This is a genomic window from Oligoflexus sp. (assembly GCF_035712445.1).
Classification (GTDB): domain Bacteria; phylum Bdellovibrionota_B; class Oligoflexia; order Oligoflexales; family Oligoflexaceae; genus Oligoflexus.
In genome coordinates, this window is sequence record NZ_DASTAT010000086.1 from 47,365 (window position 1) to 62,541 (window position 15,177).

General features: G+C 55.5%; 13 protein-coding genes. 4 read left to right on the forward strand and 9 right to left on the reverse strand.

Annotated features, from left to right (window positions below; genetic code table 11):
• Positions 1–19: 19 nt before the first annotated feature.
• A complete protein-coding gene (locus VFO10_RS18985; protein WP_325143090.1) occupies positions 20–1,564 on the forward strand; it encodes a DHA2 family efflux MFS transporter permease subunit in 1,545 nt (514 codons plus the stop codon).
• Positions 1,551–2,906, forward strand: a complete 1,356-nt coding sequence (locus VFO10_RS18990) for a TolC family protein (RefSeq protein ID WP_325143092.1) — start codon at positions 1,551–1,553, stop codon at positions 2,904–2,906. The genes VFO10_RS18985 and VFO10_RS18990 overlap by 14 nt, the downstream gene beginning before the upstream one ends.
• A gap of 51 nt (positions 2,907–2,957) precedes the next feature.
• Here the strand turns inward: VFO10_RS18990 and VFO10_RS18995 are convergent, their stop codons facing one another.
• Entirely contained in the window at positions 2,958–3,428 is a 471-nt protein-coding gene (locus tag VFO10_RS18995; protein WP_325143094.1) for a hypothetical protein, read from the reverse strand.
• A 257-nt stretch (positions 3,429–3,685) separates the two neighbouring features.
• On the opposite strand from VFO10_RS18995, the gene VFO10_RS19000 reads away from it, so the two are divergent.
• Entirely contained in the window at positions 3,686–4,246 is a 561-nt protein-coding gene (locus VFO10_RS19000; RefSeq protein WP_325143096.1) for a hypothetical protein, read from the forward strand.
• A 129-nt stretch (positions 4,247–4,375) separates the two neighbouring features.
• Complete coding sequence (locus VFO10_RS19005) at positions 4,376–5,662, forward strand: family 43 glycosylhydrolase (protein WP_325143098.1); 1,287 nt, start codon at positions 4,376–4,378, stop codon at positions 5,660–5,662.
• Here VFO10_RS19005 and VFO10_RS19010 read toward each other — a convergent pair.
• The 8 genes from VFO10_RS19010 to VFO10_RS19045 all read right to left on the reverse strand — a co-directional run bounded on the left by VFO10_RS19010 (position 5,659) and on the right by VFO10_RS19045 (position 15,147).
• Complete coding sequence (locus VFO10_RS19010; RefSeq protein ID WP_325143100.1) at positions 5,659–5,892, reverse strand: hypothetical protein; 234 nt, start codon at positions 5,890–5,892, stop codon at positions 5,659–5,661. The two genes, VFO10_RS19005 and VFO10_RS19010, sit on opposite strands and share 4 nt — an antisense overlap.
• A complete protein-coding gene (locus tag VFO10_RS19015; RefSeq protein WP_325143103.1) occupies positions 5,889–6,623 on the reverse strand; it encodes a ferritin-like domain-containing protein in 735 nt (244 codons plus the stop codon). Before VFO10_RS19015 ends, VFO10_RS19010 begins: the two co-directional genes overlap by 4 nt.
• Complete coding sequence (locus VFO10_RS19020) at positions 6,620–7,804, reverse strand: hypothetical protein (RefSeq protein WP_325143105.1); 1,185 nt, start codon at positions 7,802–7,804, stop codon at positions 6,620–6,622. Before VFO10_RS19020 ends, VFO10_RS19015 begins: the two co-directional genes overlap by 4 nt.
• A 107-nt stretch (positions 7,805–7,911) precedes the next feature.
• On the reverse strand, positions 7,912–9,060 hold the full coding sequence (glf, locus tag VFO10_RS19025; protein ID WP_325143106.1) for a UDP-galactopyranose mutase: 1,149 nt from the start codon (positions 9,058–9,060) through the stop codon (positions 7,912–7,914).
• Positions 9,061–9,083: 23 nt separating this feature from the next.
• A complete protein-coding gene (gene rfbD / locus VFO10_RS19030; RefSeq protein WP_325143108.1) occupies positions 9,084–11,264 on the reverse strand; it encodes a dTDP-4-dehydrorhamnose reductase in 2,181 nt (726 codons plus the stop codon).
• Positions 11,248–12,429, reverse strand: a complete 1,182-nt coding sequence (locus VFO10_RS19035; RefSeq protein WP_325143110.1) for a glycosyltransferase — start codon at positions 12,427–12,429, stop codon at positions 11,248–11,250. The genes rfbD and VFO10_RS19035 overlap by 17 nt, the downstream gene beginning before the upstream one ends.
• A 237-nt stretch (positions 12,430–12,666) precedes the next feature.
• Complete coding sequence (locus tag VFO10_RS19040) at positions 12,667–13,977, reverse strand: hypothetical protein (protein WP_325143112.1); 1,311 nt, start codon at positions 13,975–13,977, stop codon at positions 12,667–12,669.
• Positions 13,978–14,208: 231 nt separating this feature from the next.
• On the reverse strand, positions 14,209–15,147 hold the full coding sequence (locus tag VFO10_RS19045; protein WP_325143115.1) for a hypothetical protein: 939 nt from the start codon (positions 15,145–15,147) through the stop codon (positions 14,209–14,211).
• Positions 15,148–15,177 lie beyond the last annotated feature (30 nt).

Here is a 15,177-nt window from a genome sequence, read left to right on the forward strand (position 1 = left end):
GAAAAAAGGGTTTTACTCCATGGAACAAACGCTCATCACCGGCTCCAAACGCGGCATCACGATTGCCGCGATGGCCGCGGCTATGATGGCAATTCTGGATATATCCATCGTGAACGTGGCGATCTCCGATATTCGCGCCGCGTTCGGCACTCCGATTGATCAGATCGCCTGGGTTTCCACCGGCTATATGATGGCCAACGTCGTGGTCATTCCCATTACGGGCTGGCTGCAGAGGCGTTTTGGTTTCAAACGCTATTTCACCGTCTCCATCGGCATCTTCATCGTGGCCTCGGCGCTCTGCGGCCTTGCCTGGAATCTGCCGTCCCTCGTGGCCTTCCGTATTCTGCAGGGCATGGGCGGCGGCGCCATCATCCCCACCGCGCAGTCCATACTTTTCGCCCGCTATCCGCGGCAGGAGCACGGCATGGCCGGCGCCATGTTTGGTCTGGGCGCCGTGACAGGACCTCTTCTGGGGCCGACGCTGGGTGGTTATCTCATCGACATCGCCAGCTGGCATTGGATCTTCTTCATCAACCTTCCCATCGGTATTTTTGCAGCTGCGATGGCCTGGCGTCATATCGATGAACCTGGATTCAAGGCGGAAACCACTCCGATCGATCGCTGGGGGCTGACGCTTTTGGCGATCGGCATGGCCAGCCTTCAGTTCGTTCTGGAGGAAGGCAACCGCGATGACTGGTTTCAAAGCACAACGATCGTCATCCTCTCGGCCATCGCCTTTGTTTCGCTGATCACCTTCGCCGTGCATGAACTGGAGGTCAAAAATCCGATCGTGGACCTCAGGGTCTTTGCCAATCGGTCCTATGCGGCGGCCACCGGCATCAACTTCATGATCGGGATCGCGCTTTTTTCCGCGACCTTCCTCTATGCCCTCTACTGCGGGGCCATCATGCATTATAGGGCGCTGGACATTGGCGAGCTGTTTCTGAAGGGCAGCTGCATCCAGATCCTGATCATGCCTTTGATCGGGCGCTTCGGACATAAATTCGATGGCCGCTATCTTCTAGCCTTTGGCATCAGCATGCTGATCGGCGGTCTTTATATGAACACCAAACTCTCGAATCAATCCGACTTCACTCAGATGGTGATGCCGATCTTCATCCGTTCCCTGGGCCTTGGATTCGTCTTCGTTCCCCTCAGCCTGATCGCTCTTTCCGATCTGCCCGCGCATCAGCGGGGGAATGCCGCGGGTCTTTTCAACCTGACCCGCGAGCTGGGCGGTTCGATAGGAACCGCGTGGATGAGCACACTCCTGAGCCGGGCGCAGACGCGGGAGTATGCCTACATCTCCGAGTCCGTGACCCGCTATTCGGAGGCCACAAGACAAAGGCTCGAAATGATGCAGCATGGCATCGGCACCAAACTTCTCGATTCGGAAACCGGAGTCCTGGCCCTACTGCGCCTGAAGGTGACCGAACAGAGCCTCATCAAAGCCTTCAATACCAACTTCGTCATCATCACCCTGGCCTTTACCGCGACGCTGATGCTCGTCTTTCTTCTGCGTCGGCCTTCACAAGGAGGAGCACCTGTTCATGATGCCCACTAAATATCTGTCCCGAATTTTATGGATAAGCCTCGCATGGATTCTACCGCTGCAGGCGTCGGCCGCCAGCGATCCCCGCGTGCGCCTTGTGAAAAAAGGCTCGGGCCTGTCGCTGGACGAGGCCATGCAAAGAGCCGAGAAGGAAAGTTCCGCCCTGAAATCCCTGGAGGCCGCGCGCCAGGCGTCTGAGGCTCGTGCCGATCAGGCTGGTGACAGCAAGGGCCCCCGTCTGAGTCTGGAGGCGCAGCGCGCGTGGATAGATACGGATGTGAATAAGCTTGCCGGTAAAACCCTACCCAATGGTATTCGCAATCCCGACAACGTGAACACAGCGGGCGTTGTGGTCACCCAGCCGCTGACAGGCTGGTTTGCTCTGAACAATAAAGAGGAAGCCGAGCAGCATCTGACGGAAGCGGCGCGCGCGGATTATGAGGCGAGCGTTCAGGACCTCAGAAGCCGCAGTGCAGAGACGTTTTTACGAGTTCTGAAAGCCACCCGCCTGCGCGACATTGCCCGGCAGTCCCTCGGTGTTATTCAAAAGCAGAAAAACGATGCCGAAGCCCTGCGCCGACAGGGTAAGCTGGCTCAACTTGATTTTGACCGCTTTTCTTTTGCTGAATCGGAGGCCATCACCCAGCTGAGCGACGCGGAATCGCAGCTTCTGGTGGCTGCTGCGGCCCTGCGCGAGCAGATCAATCTGCCTGCTGATCAGGAACTTGTCCTGGAGGATATTGAAAGTCAAACCACTGTCAACGCTCAGAATCATAGCGATCAGCGGTCGGAACTTCGCAGTGCCGCGGAACGTGCCGAGGCCTTCAAGAGTTATCGGGCAGCGGCCCAGATTGATTACTATCCCACCGTCAATGCCTTTGCGCGCTTCGATCGGGATTTTGCCGCCGAGGATATCGTGATCCCCATTCCAGGCGCACCGACCTATCCGAAAGAGGATTATCGGGATCGCTTCACCTATGGCTTGTCGCTAAACTGGGTGCTCTGGGACGGGCTCGCCCGCAAGGCCCGCGTGCGTGAGCTGACGGCTGAATCGGAGCGGGTGACCCTGCAGCGCGCTGCGCTGGCTTCGAATCTTCGTATTGAAGAAGCGCAAACAGCAGCCGAGTATGACAAGGCTCAGCAAACCCTTCGCAATGCTGAAGTATCGGCGCGGCTGAGCGAGGAAATCTTCGAGGCCTTCACCGCCAAATTTCAAAACGGTCTGGCCACCACCACAGATGTGCTCAGCGCTGAAAGGGATCTGACCAGGGCCCGCGCGCAGCTCGCCAGTACGGGCTATGACCTGCAGATGGCCGCGATCCGTTACAATCGGGCTCACGGCAGCAAACTCTGAGGAAACGTTCTTCGAAACGGAAGAAAGACCTTCCGTTTCGCAGCCTCCCCCTTATTGATAATCCCATTTCAGTTCCGCGATCCTGAGTTCCCCATCTTTTTTGATCAGCAGATAGTGCTCCTTCACATTTTTTTTCTTTTCATAATCCGTGATCAGTTCCATGCGTATCGACTGCTGACCGTTCTGGGTCTCGGAAACATACTCAGTGGAACGGCTCGCCCCCCGCACGCCAAGGTCGTTTTGCACCTGAAGGGCCAGGGTTTTGATCATCTCCAGTTTGTCCTTATCCCAGGTGGTCCAATCCTGGAGACATTCCTCGGGCTCTTCTTCCAAAAGACACTCATTGAATTTCTGCGGCACTTCCTTCCCGGAGAATCCACCACCACCAAAAATAAAACTGATCGCCGCGAACGCGGCTGCGATCACGAGGATCACTCCCAGGATCAGAGCCAAGCCAACGCCAAGAAAGACGAAGAGGAGAACGAGCATTATCAAAACCAGAGCACTGATAAAAAAGCTCATAATGTCTTCCTGCCTGCATGGAACGGGTCACGTTGCACACTCAGAGTAATTTCCCAAGTCAGCCGAGACAAGCGAAATCCCCGCTCACAATTTTAGCAAATCCTGAACCTCATGCCACCAAAGTCTTCCAAGCAGTCGCTCAAATCAGACGGACGGAAAACTTTTCGGTTGAGCGTTTTCGCATTGACCGCAAACATGAAGGCTGTCTATGCTCCGTTGCAAATCCGTTTCTCAAATTCAATATCATGGAGGAAATCATGCTTTTCTCGAAACTTCTCGCCCTGGGTGCTCTTTGCGTCAGTGGTGCTGCGATGGCTGGAGTCCAAGGTCTTTATAAGGCCGACTGCTGGACGGTTGAAGCCGAAGGTCTTTCCGTCGGTCGCAGTATTAACTTTGAAAAAGACACTGCGACTCAGGTTCAGACTATCTATGGGGACCTGACCTGCGCGCAGCCTGCCTATTCCTTCACCTTCCAGGGTCCTTATACTCTCGCTGCCGACGGCGCGGCTGATTTCACCTCGGCTTCGATCCAACTCACAGCTCTCGACGCCCGCATTGCAGCGAGCTTCAGCGCGGCTCAGCTCTGCGGCTTCGCTGATTGGGAAGCTGGCGCCCCGCGTGAAGTCGCAGGCCTTGACTGCGGCGGCACGCAAATCCCTGCAGCCAACAGCGTGACCTATGATCTTGTGAAAGAAGTCGACGGTGGCATCGTCTTCGGCGCTGTGACTGAAGACAAGGACGGTTCAACTTTGGAAAAACGTCCCACGGAAGTGGATGAGACGACAGTATTCAAGGCCGTGAGCAGCACAGCTCAGTAAGAGGCCGTGGCTTCCCCTGCGGGAAGCCCCACATTTTCCCGCATTTTATGGGGAAATGTACCTGGATCCCCTCAAAAAACCATGCTACGATTTGGTCATCTTTATTAAATCGTGGAAGGGACAAGAGTGGTGGATACCAATCTCCTGCCTGATTTCCGTTTTAACGACACGTTTCGCAATCCTATTATCGAGACCGGCGCTGATCCTTGGATCATTAAGAAGGACGATCTCTATTACTACTGTTTTTCCGATAATAAGTCGTCGATCTATGTAAGCTACGCCCGCTGCCCCCTGCTCCTGGCCAAGGCGAAGAAACATTTGATCTGGCGCGCTCCCAAGCGGCAGGCCTATTCGCACGAGACCTGGGCGCCCGAGCTGCATTTCCTCGATGGCCGCTGGTATGTGTACTTCGCGGCTTCCGATGGCGATAATCACACCCATCGCATGTATGTGCTGGAAGGCGAGAGTCCGGTCGGGCCCTACCGCTTCAAAGGCCAGATCTCCCCTGCCACCGATCGCTGGGCGATCGATGGAACCATTCTGGATATGAACGATGGCCAGCGCTATTTCGTTTGGTCCGGCTGGGATGGGAGCACCAATATCCAGCAGAATCTTTATATTGCCCGTATGAAGAATCCCTGGTCGCTCGTCGAGCAGACCGTTCCGAATCCCCAGCTGAAAGCCCTGCGGCGGCAGACAGGAACCCTCCTTAATTTGGAAGTGACGGCTGAAGAAGCGGGGCAGTATACGCTCGAAGTCCTTTACCACTGCACCTCGACCGCCATGCAAAGACTTGAGATCAACGACGAGACTCATCTGGGTCTGCACTATACGCCGACCGGCAATCGCAATTGGCAAACCCACTTCGAACGCATCGAACTGAAGCAGGGGCGCAATGTCCTGCGCTTTGCGACTGGTATTGGCAAGGTGACGATTGACAAGGTTCTGATAAGGCCCGTCGGCCATGACAGGACCATGATCTCTTCACCTGAATTCCACTGGGAAAAACAGGGCGGCCCGCCTTATATCAATGAGGGCCCGCAGATTCTGCGGAAAGATGATCGACTGCATATCGTCTATTCAGCGAGTGGCAGCTGGACGGATCATTATCAGCTGGGTCTTCTGACCTTTCAAGGCGGCTGCGTCCTGGAAAAGAAGAACTGGAAGAAGAAGGGGCCGGTCTTTGCCGGCACCGATCGCGTCTTTGGGCCTGGACATGCGTCCTTCATCGAATATGAAGGGCATGACTGGATTGTCTATCACGCTGCGAAACACAGCGGGGCGGGCTGGAATCGTCACGTGCGCATGCAGCCCTTTCACTGGGATGAGGCCGGCGATCCCATCTTTGGAACGCCCTGGCCCACCCTCGGTGATGATGATACGCCGGATGATCTGATCCGCACGTCAGGCGCTTAGTGCTTGCCTGACTCTTTCGCGGGGTTTGGCATATCCAGCTTGCCTGCATTCGGATCCTTCAAAGGCGGGTTGGGGCATTTGGGCTCCCCATTGGCCATGTCATAGGCTGGATCACCTGGATCCATACAGGTCTCGGCGCGCGGCTTGTGCGCGTCGGGGTTCTTGGAACCCGTACATGCCATCAAACCCAACCCAAAAGCCATCCAGAGAACAGGACGCAGTGTCTTCATAGCCTCGTTTTCCCCATGGTCGTTTCTTTCAGAAGATTACGCACTTCTACGACGTGCGTCTCTTCTTCTGCCATGGCTCTTTGGAATTGCGCCAGCAAATTCTGATCGCCCATCTCCTGGGTCAGCTCGATCAGCAGGTTCCAGCCGTCTCTATCAGCCAGTTCGGCGATTAAAATGGCTTCCAGGCACTGGGCTACGCTTGTCCGGGGATCATTGAGGACCTGGACAAGGCCCATCGACGCCACCGCCATGGCATCAGCACCGGGCGTTGTGGCTGTGGGATCCCCGCCGACATCCTCGATGGTCTTTTTGATCAGCAGCATGTGCTGGAGTTCCGCATCGCAGATTTCCTGCAAACGGTAAAGGTCCAGCGACTGATGCCGGGCCGGATCCATTTCACACTTGCGGATCAGAGCCCGGTAAAGCCTGACTCCCATGCGTTCAAACGCAAGGCGCTCGCCGAGTTTATCGATGAAGACCTCGGGCTTTTCGCCTTTGATCTTTTCATAGCCGGTTTTCGCGAGGCCCTTCAGGGTCATGGGCACCGGAATGGATCCGATCGGGTGCGCGTCCTTCGCATAGTCCAGGCGAATTTTATCGGGCGTGTCCGGGGACATGGGTACCTCGTCCCAGGCAAAGTCCTTGGCCGATTCCATCATCGCAGCGGTCATCAGCGGCGACATCTGGCCGCCCGTGCGATTCCTGCCCAGCGTGGGTTCCTGATGGGTCATAGCGCAGCTCCTTTCATGGCATACTTGGGCCGGGTCAGCTCAGTTCCGGGATTCCAGCGATAGCCGCTGGCCACGGCTTCCGACGGTGAACCCGACGCATTGAGCTGCGCGCGGTAATGAACCGAACGAGGATGCTCCTGACTGCGATCGACAAAATTGGCTCCATTCGCGGCGAGGTGCACTTCGTTCGCCAGGACATTCTTCACGTAATTGCGATTGCTTTGATAGGGCAGGGGATCGGGCAATACGGACGGAACGATTTCCATGGGATCACGGCGCTCGATTTTTTTGAAGAGCTCCATGACCACCTGCAGATGACCCAGTTCATAGTCAAGGAACTGCTCCCAGATCGCTTTCACGCGGGAGTTGGTTTCCTGCTCCACGCAGCTATAGTAATTGTAGACCTCATTGGCTTCATGCAGCAGCCACTTTTCCATCCAGCTTTCCGCGGGATCGGCCATCGACTCGTACTGAGTCACGTGCTGCTCCTCGATCGAGGCGATTTCCGCATAGAGCTGACGGGCCAAGGGATCCGAGAATAAAGGACCGATGTTCATGTAGTAATCGTGGGTTTGGAATTCCCCCGCGACCAGGATCATCGCATGCAGTTTGGTCAATGGATCCGCGCTGCTTTTTTCGTAGGGCGTGCGGATATCATCAATAGGATGCCGGTGCTCGGCGACGGTCGGACGGCCGGGAAGAATATCCGTGTAGCTTTGCAGAATGGAGTTGGCGTCCTTGCCTTCCAGCCGATCCATCAAGGCCGAATAACGATAGAGATGGTCGAAGTCTTCAAGCAAACCAAATCGGTAAACCTGAGCCAGATAGGGATCCGGTTCACGCTGAGCCACGGCTGCCGTGACTTCGATGGCCACCTGTTCATAGGCGATCGTGGTTTCCAGCGGGGATTGATCGGGTGGCGTCAGCCAGTTGATAGTGGTCGCCTGATGCTGCTCCACCCGTCTGATTATGGCGAGTTCATTTTGAAAGTCAGGGTTCATCCGATGGGCAACGTGACTGAAGCGGAGGGCTTCAATCTCGATGCCATTCATCAGGATCTGCCGCACACGGGTCATGGCGTCGTCATCAAGTTTGCTCAGGGGCTCAACGACGATATCTTTCCAGGACCGCATCTGCTTGTCCAGCGGGTAACCTCGGTTTTCTTCCAGTTTCATTCCCATAGGTTCCTCCAATGTCTGGTCGTTTCCGACAAGGGTGCAGACATCGTGCCAGAGCCTGGGAAAGCATGGTCTCGTCCCAGCCCAAGGGACGAGCACCCAACGTCAACTCAGAGCGGACTCGCGCTGAATTTTGGCCAGTCGGAAATACTGGTGCCCAGACAGGTCTTCGCCAAATCCAGAGATTCGCCGATGACAACGTGCATATCGAGGTAACGGTACGTACCGAGGCGGCCTATGAAGGTAATGCCGGGCTCGCCCTGGATGCGGTCCATATACTGCCGCAGGAGTTCCTTGTCCTTCTGCAAGCGCAGCGGATAATAAGGCGTGTCGCTCGGCTCGGCGAGCTTGCTGTATTCCTTGAAGCACACGGTTTTCTCGTGGGTTTCCCAGGGCGCGAAATGCTTGTGCTCGGTAATCCGTGTGTAGGGAATCCGGGCCTCGCAGTAATTGATCACCGGGTTGCCCTGATAATCACCTTCCGCGTCGAACCGTTCGAACTGCAGACTGCGATACTGAAGGCGACCCAGTTCAAAATTATAATAGGCATCGATCGGTCCGCTCCAGAATACGTGATCAAACTGATCCTTGAAGGCCGGATCGAATTTTTCGCCAAGCTGCACTTCGATGTTTTCATGATCGAGGATCTTCTCGACGATGGCCGTATAGCCGTCGATGGGAATTCCCTGATAGCGCGACACATAATAGTTGTCGTCATAGTTGAAACGCACGGGCAGACGGCTCAGGATGGACGCCGGCAATTCCGTGGGCTCCACGCCCCATTGTTTTTTCGTATAGCCATAGAAGAAATTCTCATAAAGATCGCGCCCCAGAAATTTCAGGGCCTGATCTTCAAAGGTCTTCGGCTCTTCAATGGAAGAATCACCCAAAGAGCCGATGAATTCACGTGCTTCGCGGGGATCGAAGGTCTTTCCAAAAAACTGATTGATGGTCAGAAGGTTGATCGGCAGCGAAAACACGCCACGCGCTGTCACAGCCTTGACCCGGTTGGTGTAAGGACCGAATTTCGCAAAGCGGTTCACATACTTCCAAACGTCCTCGCGGCTCGTGTGGAAGATGTGCGGCCCGTACTGATGCACCATAACGCCGGTTTCCGCATCCCGTTCGGTATGGCAGTTCCCCGCGAGGTGGGGCCGTGATTCAAACACCACGATCTTATACTTTCCCGTTTCAGCCAATTCTCTGGCGACCACAGCTCCCGCAAAACCAGCCCCGGCTATTGCAATCTTCTTTGTCATCGTACTCTTCCTTCCCCTATTCCCTATTGTATTGCGACGCGGCATTCCGTCATGAATCGTTCCAGGGCATTGTCCAGTTTTGGCAAAAGCTGACCGCGTTCGCTCCCGAGGGCGCTGAACTTCGGTCTTTTTGCAAGATGCACAACGTTGGATGAATCCACAGGCTGAATGAGCTTGGCATTCAGGCCCTGAAGCTTCGCGGCCTCGCAGGCGAAGTCATACCAGCTCAAAACCCCATGGTTGGCGAGATGCCAGATTCCGGCTTCACCATCCATCAAAAGATCAAGGCTGCTATCCACAAGATGCGGCACATAGGTGGGCGACACCACCTGATCCCGGAAGGCCCCGATTTCCCGTCCCTGCGACAGCTGACGCAAGGATTGCACAAGGAAATTATACTCGTCCCAGGGTCCGAAGAAGGCGCTGGTTCGAATGATCAGGGCTTCCTTGTGGGCATCGTTCACCTTGCTTTCCGCCATGGCCTTCGACTGGCCATAGATATTCAAAGGCGCAGTGAAATCCCTTTCATTATAGGGATTATTCTGCTGCCCGTTGAACACGAGGTCCGTGGAATAAGTCAGGAACTGAATGCCCATTTGGGCACAGATCTGCGACAGCACCTCGGCGCCGATCACATTCGCCCGGAAACAAAGATCCGGGTTTTTCTCCGCCTCATCCACTTTCACATAACCCGCGGCGTTGATCACCGCCCAGGGCCTGAGCTCTTTCAGGCAGGCCAGCACCGCGTTATAATCCGCGATATCAAGATCCTTGTGACTCAAAAGTCGATATTGGAGCCCGCGCCGCTTGCAGATGAAACCAAAGGCGGTGGCCAGCGTTCCTGGACTGCCCGTGATCACGATCTGCCGCGAGCGATCCTGCTTCAAAAGATTGGGTTTCTGCCCAATCGCATTGGCTGGAACCGTGGTCGGATAGAGCACACGGTCCTCCCTATGCCACCAGCCCAGCGTATCCAAAGCAGGGTGATCATAGGTCTCGCCATGATTGATGGCTTTCACCAGTTTGGCCAAAGCGGTCGGACGCGGCTCGCCGCCACGAACATCGTAAACGCCTGACTCGTAAAAACCATCCGCACGGGTCACAAGGCTGTTCCAGTCATAGGAACCGAGCAGACTCCAAACCGTGACCGCACGGATATCGACGCCTTCCGCCTTGAGCTCGTGCGCGGATTGCCAGACTTCATGAAGCCAGCGCAGCTGCTCATCACGCGTGCAGCCCACATGGCATTCGGTGACAGCCAGGGGCTGGCGGTAGCGCTGCCAGACTTCCCGCAGAAGTTCCTTCGGTCCATAGATGCATTCACCGCCGACCCGCACCGCTTCGATATCCGCGTAACGGTGCTTTTTATTTCCACCCCTTGCATGCGGCGGATAGAATTCAAAACGCTCATCCAAAAAGCGATTGCTGGTCAGATAATGATTGATGCCCAAAACAGCCGGTGGACATGGGTTTTCGCTCAGTTCCAAGAGCTGATTCTCATCGATGCCATATTCGAGCATGTAATCCCAAAGAGGATGCTCCTGCGTCACGCGACCGAAGAGGAGATCGAAGCTGAGCCAGCGGCGGCGGTTTTCAAAGCGCGCCTGATAAGCGAGGAAAGGCGTGCTGAAGACCCGCCCCATATCTTCAGTTTGGATCAACTCCGCATCCGGGATGAACTGGCGAATCGCCCGCATCGACGCTGCGATAGCAAGGCACTCGTTCAGAAGAATCTGCAGAAAACTGCTGTCATTCCGATGATGCGGATACCAAACCCCATAAAGCCCGCTGAAGCGGGCCGTGGTCAGAGGTTCGTTGATCGGTGTGTAGCGTTTGACCCAGGGGTAGCGCTGTGCGAACTGCGCAGCGAATTCGGACAGTTTATGGGGAAATTCCGGATCGAGAAGGCTGGTGGACGGCGGTCCGCTGCCGTGATGGACAAAACCGACGATCGGTTCCATCTTCAGCTCACGGGCGAGCGCCAGTCGCTCGTCCGCCCAGGTCCAATCAAACTCACCCGAACTCAGATAGCAGCGTTCCCACAGGATGGGAAAACGCAGAGTTCGGATTCCGAGTTCCGCGAAGCGACGCAGATCATCGGGGCGAGCATCGTGACCGCTCCACTTAATTTGGTCAAAATAAGTGTCCTGTACGCGGTTGGCGGTACATTCAATGCCCGCCCATAGCTCAAGCTTGTGTTCCATACACCGCACTCGGCTGGACAACGTTCTGGACGATGTATTGAGCATGAATCAGCTGCCACATGTCCGAATATGTCTTGTCCCAGGAATTTTGAGTAAGGAATTGATCCACGCGTTCCAGCCAGGCGTCATAGCCGGCTTGATCGGCGAGAATCGCCTCCGCTTTCTCGATAAAGGTCGCGGCGTCGTCGGCAATTGATACGAGGTTTTTATCCGCGTAGGGATGAACGACATCACGGATCGAAGTGGATATGACGCGACGACCAGCCGCCAGGTATTCTGGTGTCTTGGTCGGACTAATATAGCGGGTCGCTTCGTTCCGAGCGAAAGGCAGAATGGCAACGTCCCATCCCCCAAGGTATTCAGGCAATTGCTCGTACGGTTTGCCGCCCAGATAATGGATGTTGGGTCGTTTCGGAAGGGATGCAGGGTCGATTTTCACGACGGGACCGACCATCACAAAGTGCCACTCCGGGCGGGCTGCAGCGACCTGGTCGAGAAGCTCGATGTCGATGCGCTCGTCAATCACGCCGGCAAAGCCGAAACGAGGACCCGGGATGTGGGCCTGATCCGCTGGATCCTGGCGCACAGCGCGACCCTTTGCGAAATGCGTAGTGTCCACGCTGCTCGGGAATGGATAGACCTTGCGGTGGAGGTGTCTTTTAGCTTCATACAGACTGAAGCCTCCTGTGAACACCATGTCGACCTTATTGATCAGGCTTTGCTCAAGCAGCGGCAGCTCCTGAGGCGCGAACTTGAAGTTCGCCAACTGGTCCATGCAATCATAAACGCTGACGACTGGCGTCAGGTGATAGGAATGTTTGAGATGCATAGGGCTGTAATACCAGCTCATATGCTGCGCGATCTCATAGGAATCCATCAGTTCCGTGAGGAGTTCTTTCATGGTGGCGTTCAGTTCCACCTCGTCCCGGCCATGGGGAATATGAGGTGTGGCCACGTAAAGATTTTCGCCGTCCTGATAGACGTGGAGTCGGGCCGCCGATTCATCGGTAAAAATAGGCTCTTCGAAGAAGAAAACGCGGCGCTCGCGGGCGATGCGCGTCATCAGATGTTGGGGACGTTGGAACACAAAGTTCCACCGCAGGTGGGAAAAGCAGATCAGATCGGGTTTACTGATATCATCGAAGGCATTCATAATATTTTTCATTCTCAACTCCTCATTTCAAGGCAGCACTTCTGCAAGTGCCGTACCGTTCTCCTGAACACCTTGGAAATGCAAGTTGACGGACTCTGCTCTGATGGATCAGTAGGATTATGGCAACGCGTATTCTTCACCCATCGTCAGAAAGCCATAATACAGAAAGCCCCACGCCTGACGGCATGGGGCAAAGCCTAAGACACTCGCTCCTCCAGGGAGATGGGAAAGCTGCAGGCAGTCAGCCGATCAGCGAAGTCCCGCTGGACCGGGAGGTCCTTGGGGTCCTTCAGGTCCTTGCGGTCCTGTTTCACCCCTTGGTCCGCGTGGACCAGGATCACCCGTATCACCTTTGGGACCGACTGGACCGACTGGGCCCGTCAAGCCTATATCTCCTTTGGGACCCTGAGGACCGACGGGGCCTGTATCACCCTTGTCGCCTTTGGGACCCTGAAGTCCAACTTCACCGCGTGGTCCCTGTGGACCCATGATGCCGGTATCGCCTTTGTCACCCTTCGGACCTTGAGGGCCTGTCATGCCCTGCGGACCCTGAGGACCCATAGCGCCGACATCACCTTTCAAACCTTGGGGACCGACAGGACCGACTTCACCGCGCGGACCTTGTGGGCCTTGAGGTCCGGTGTTGCCTTGAGGACCTTGCGGACCGGTGGCACCCGTATTCCCCATATCGCCCTTGTCACCTTTATCGCCTTTATCACCTTTCGGTCCGCTTTCACCGCGTGGACCTTGCACGCCGCGATCCCCCTGATCACCTTTGTCGCCTTTATCACCTTTTGGTCCCTGCGGGCCGATATTGCCCTGTGGTCCTGTGTTGCCCATATCGCCTTTGGGGCCCATGGGACCAGCCGGACCAAGCGCACCACGCTCGCCTTTAGGCCCTTGCAGACCGACGCGACCATAATGGAAAGGTGCAAAGAATGGGACAACCTGTTCCTCGGCGGCATTTTTCAAGTGAAAGAGCATCGAACCCGCAGGACGGGCCAGAAGTTCCTTCGGCAACTTGATCTCCTTGCCGAGTACGGTCATGAAGTTGCAACTATTGTGCATCACAACCTTGTGGCCTTCCGCACCCCACAAAACTTTTTTCGTGGCTTTGTCGAGGATGGAAATTTCAAACCAGTTCAGCATCGAGCACACATCCGACTTGCGCGAGCAGTAGCAGTCGGCTTCGATGTAAACATAGGCCGCATCATCGTAATCGCTGACGGGCGGGTTGGGATTGTTCTGTCCGGGATCATTCTGTCCGGGGTTTTGCCCTGGATTCTGATCATCGCCACCAGGATTCTGTCCCGGTGTTTCGTCCTTGCCGCCGGAATCAGGTGTTCCGCCGGGTGGCGTGGTTCCAGGGTCGCCCTCTTTGCCCGAAGCTGGAGACGCACTGGTATCCAAAATCTCGGAGTTGGCATCTTGTCCCTGGACCACAACCGGTGTCGTTCTCCGCTTGACTTCTTCCTCCTGAATCCCGCAGCCCATGAGCAGCAAGGCGAAGGCAAAAGCCGTCCCGGTGCACGCGAAGTGCACTTTCACTGGATGTTTCATTGGTCCCCTCTTCTCTAACACTTGGGTTTGCATGAGTCCCGCAACACGATCGGCTCCAGCGGCAGGAACTTGAGAAGACAAAAAAAACTCGCGTCTATTCCGGAACCTGCAAAGTTTTTTTGGCAAGGAGAGGGGGGTGCGCTTGGGTGGTCCCCAAGCGATTTTAGGGGGAAACCAGCCGTGTCGACTGGCGAATTCCCTGATTTGATCTGGCGTTTTGGTAAGGATTCTTTAGAGTTTTACAGGCTTACCAGTTGGTATGGATACCCATTGTTCCGAAGACATCTCGCGGAGTTTATAGCTCGGAAAGCGCATCAGGAAGCGTTCCGCATCGACTTCATGCTTTCTGCATTTTTCGATCTTATAGATCTTCGCATAGTAAGAAACATAGGAGCCGTTGAGACCCTTGCACGCTTCATCCAAGGGCAGAACGTCCACGTTTTTTTCCGTGACGAGCATTTTCTTATATTCATCATTCAATGACGAAGGGAATTCCGTCCCGACTGGCAGCGCGAGGAACTCCTCTTCCGGCAGCTCCAGGATGTCCTTGGCCTTGCCCGGATGTTTCGCGGCGTGATCCGCATAGGTATCCCAATCGGGGAAGGGGCGCTTTTTGCATTTTTCAACGTAGAAGACATCCGAGGCGCGCGAGATGATATAACGGCCTTCGATCTTCGCGCAGTTCGGTTTCTTGCCTTTCGGTGACGATCCGATCGCCGGGCCTTCCGGAATTTTTGCGATCGTGATGTTTTCCACGGGAATCACCCGATGGCCCTTCAGCGCCGGGTTCGCCTCATCATCATCGGAGACGACTTCACGGCGCTTGCAGCCTTCGACTTTGAAGACGCGATCATAATAGGCGATGAACTTGCCTTCGAACTTGCGGCACTCGGCTTTCACTTCGGCATCGGAATAGCTGGCTTTCTTCGGCAGGACAGGCGGCGGCAATTCATTGGGATCGACCGGCGTTCCTGTTCCAGGCGCACTGCCTGATGGGGGAGGAGGCGTCGCCTGCGCCAGAGTCCTGTCATCCACCGGATCTGTTTGCTCCACGGAAAACTGGGGCTTCGGCAGATTCTCAATTTTAAGGCGCGGAAGAGCGCCCGCGTCGACGGTCAGCGCCATACTTCCCATGGCCACACAGAAGCCCCAGGACAACATAGATTTCATCCAATAGCCTTTCTCAAACACTGGGGCCTG

Coding starts and splice junctions, on each gene's coding strand:
- VFO10_RS18985 (WP_325143090.1), top strand. CDS start 20: ATGGAACAAACGCTCATCACCGGCTCCAAACGCGGCATCACGATTGCC.
- VFO10_RS18990 (WP_325143092.1), top strand. CDS start 1,551: ATGATGCCCACTAAATATCTGTCCCGAATTTTATGGATAAGCCTCGCA.
- VFO10_RS18995 (WP_325143094.1), bottom strand. CDS start 3,428: ATGAGCTTTTTTATCAGTGCTCTGGTTTTGATAATGCTCGTTCTCCTC.
- VFO10_RS19000 (WP_325143096.1), top strand. CDS start 3,686: ATGCTTTTCTCGAAACTTCTCGCCCTGGGTGCTCTTTGCGTCAGTGGT.
- VFO10_RS19010 (WP_325143100.1), bottom strand. CDS start 5,892: ATGAAGACACTGCGTCCTGTTCTCTGGATGGCTTTTGGGTTGGGTTTG.
- VFO10_RS19015 (WP_325143103.1), bottom strand. CDS start 6,623: ATGACCCATCAGGAACCCACGCTGGGCAGGAATCGCACGGGCGGCCAG.
- VFO10_RS19020 (WP_325143105.1), bottom strand. CDS start 7,804: ATGGGAATGAAACTGGAAGAAAACCGAGGTTACCCGCTGGACAAGCAG.
- glf (WP_325143106.1), bottom strand. CDS start 9,060: ATGACAAAGAAGATTGCAATAGCCGGGGCTGGTTTTGCGGGAGCTGTG.
- rfbD (WP_325143108.1), bottom strand. CDS start 11,264: ATGGAACACAAGCTTGAGCTATGGGCGGGCATTGAATGTACCGCCAAC.
- VFO10_RS19035 (WP_325143110.1), bottom strand. CDS start 12,429: ATGAAAAATATTATGAATGCCTTCGATGATATCAGTAAACCCGATCTG.
- VFO10_RS19040 (WP_325143112.1), bottom strand. CDS start 13,977: ATGAAACATCCAGTGAAAGTGCACTTCGCGTGCACCGGGACGGCTTTT.
- VFO10_RS19045 (WP_325143115.1), bottom strand. CDS start 15,147: ATGAAATCTATGTTGTCCTGGGGCTTCTGTGTGGCCATGGGAAGTATG.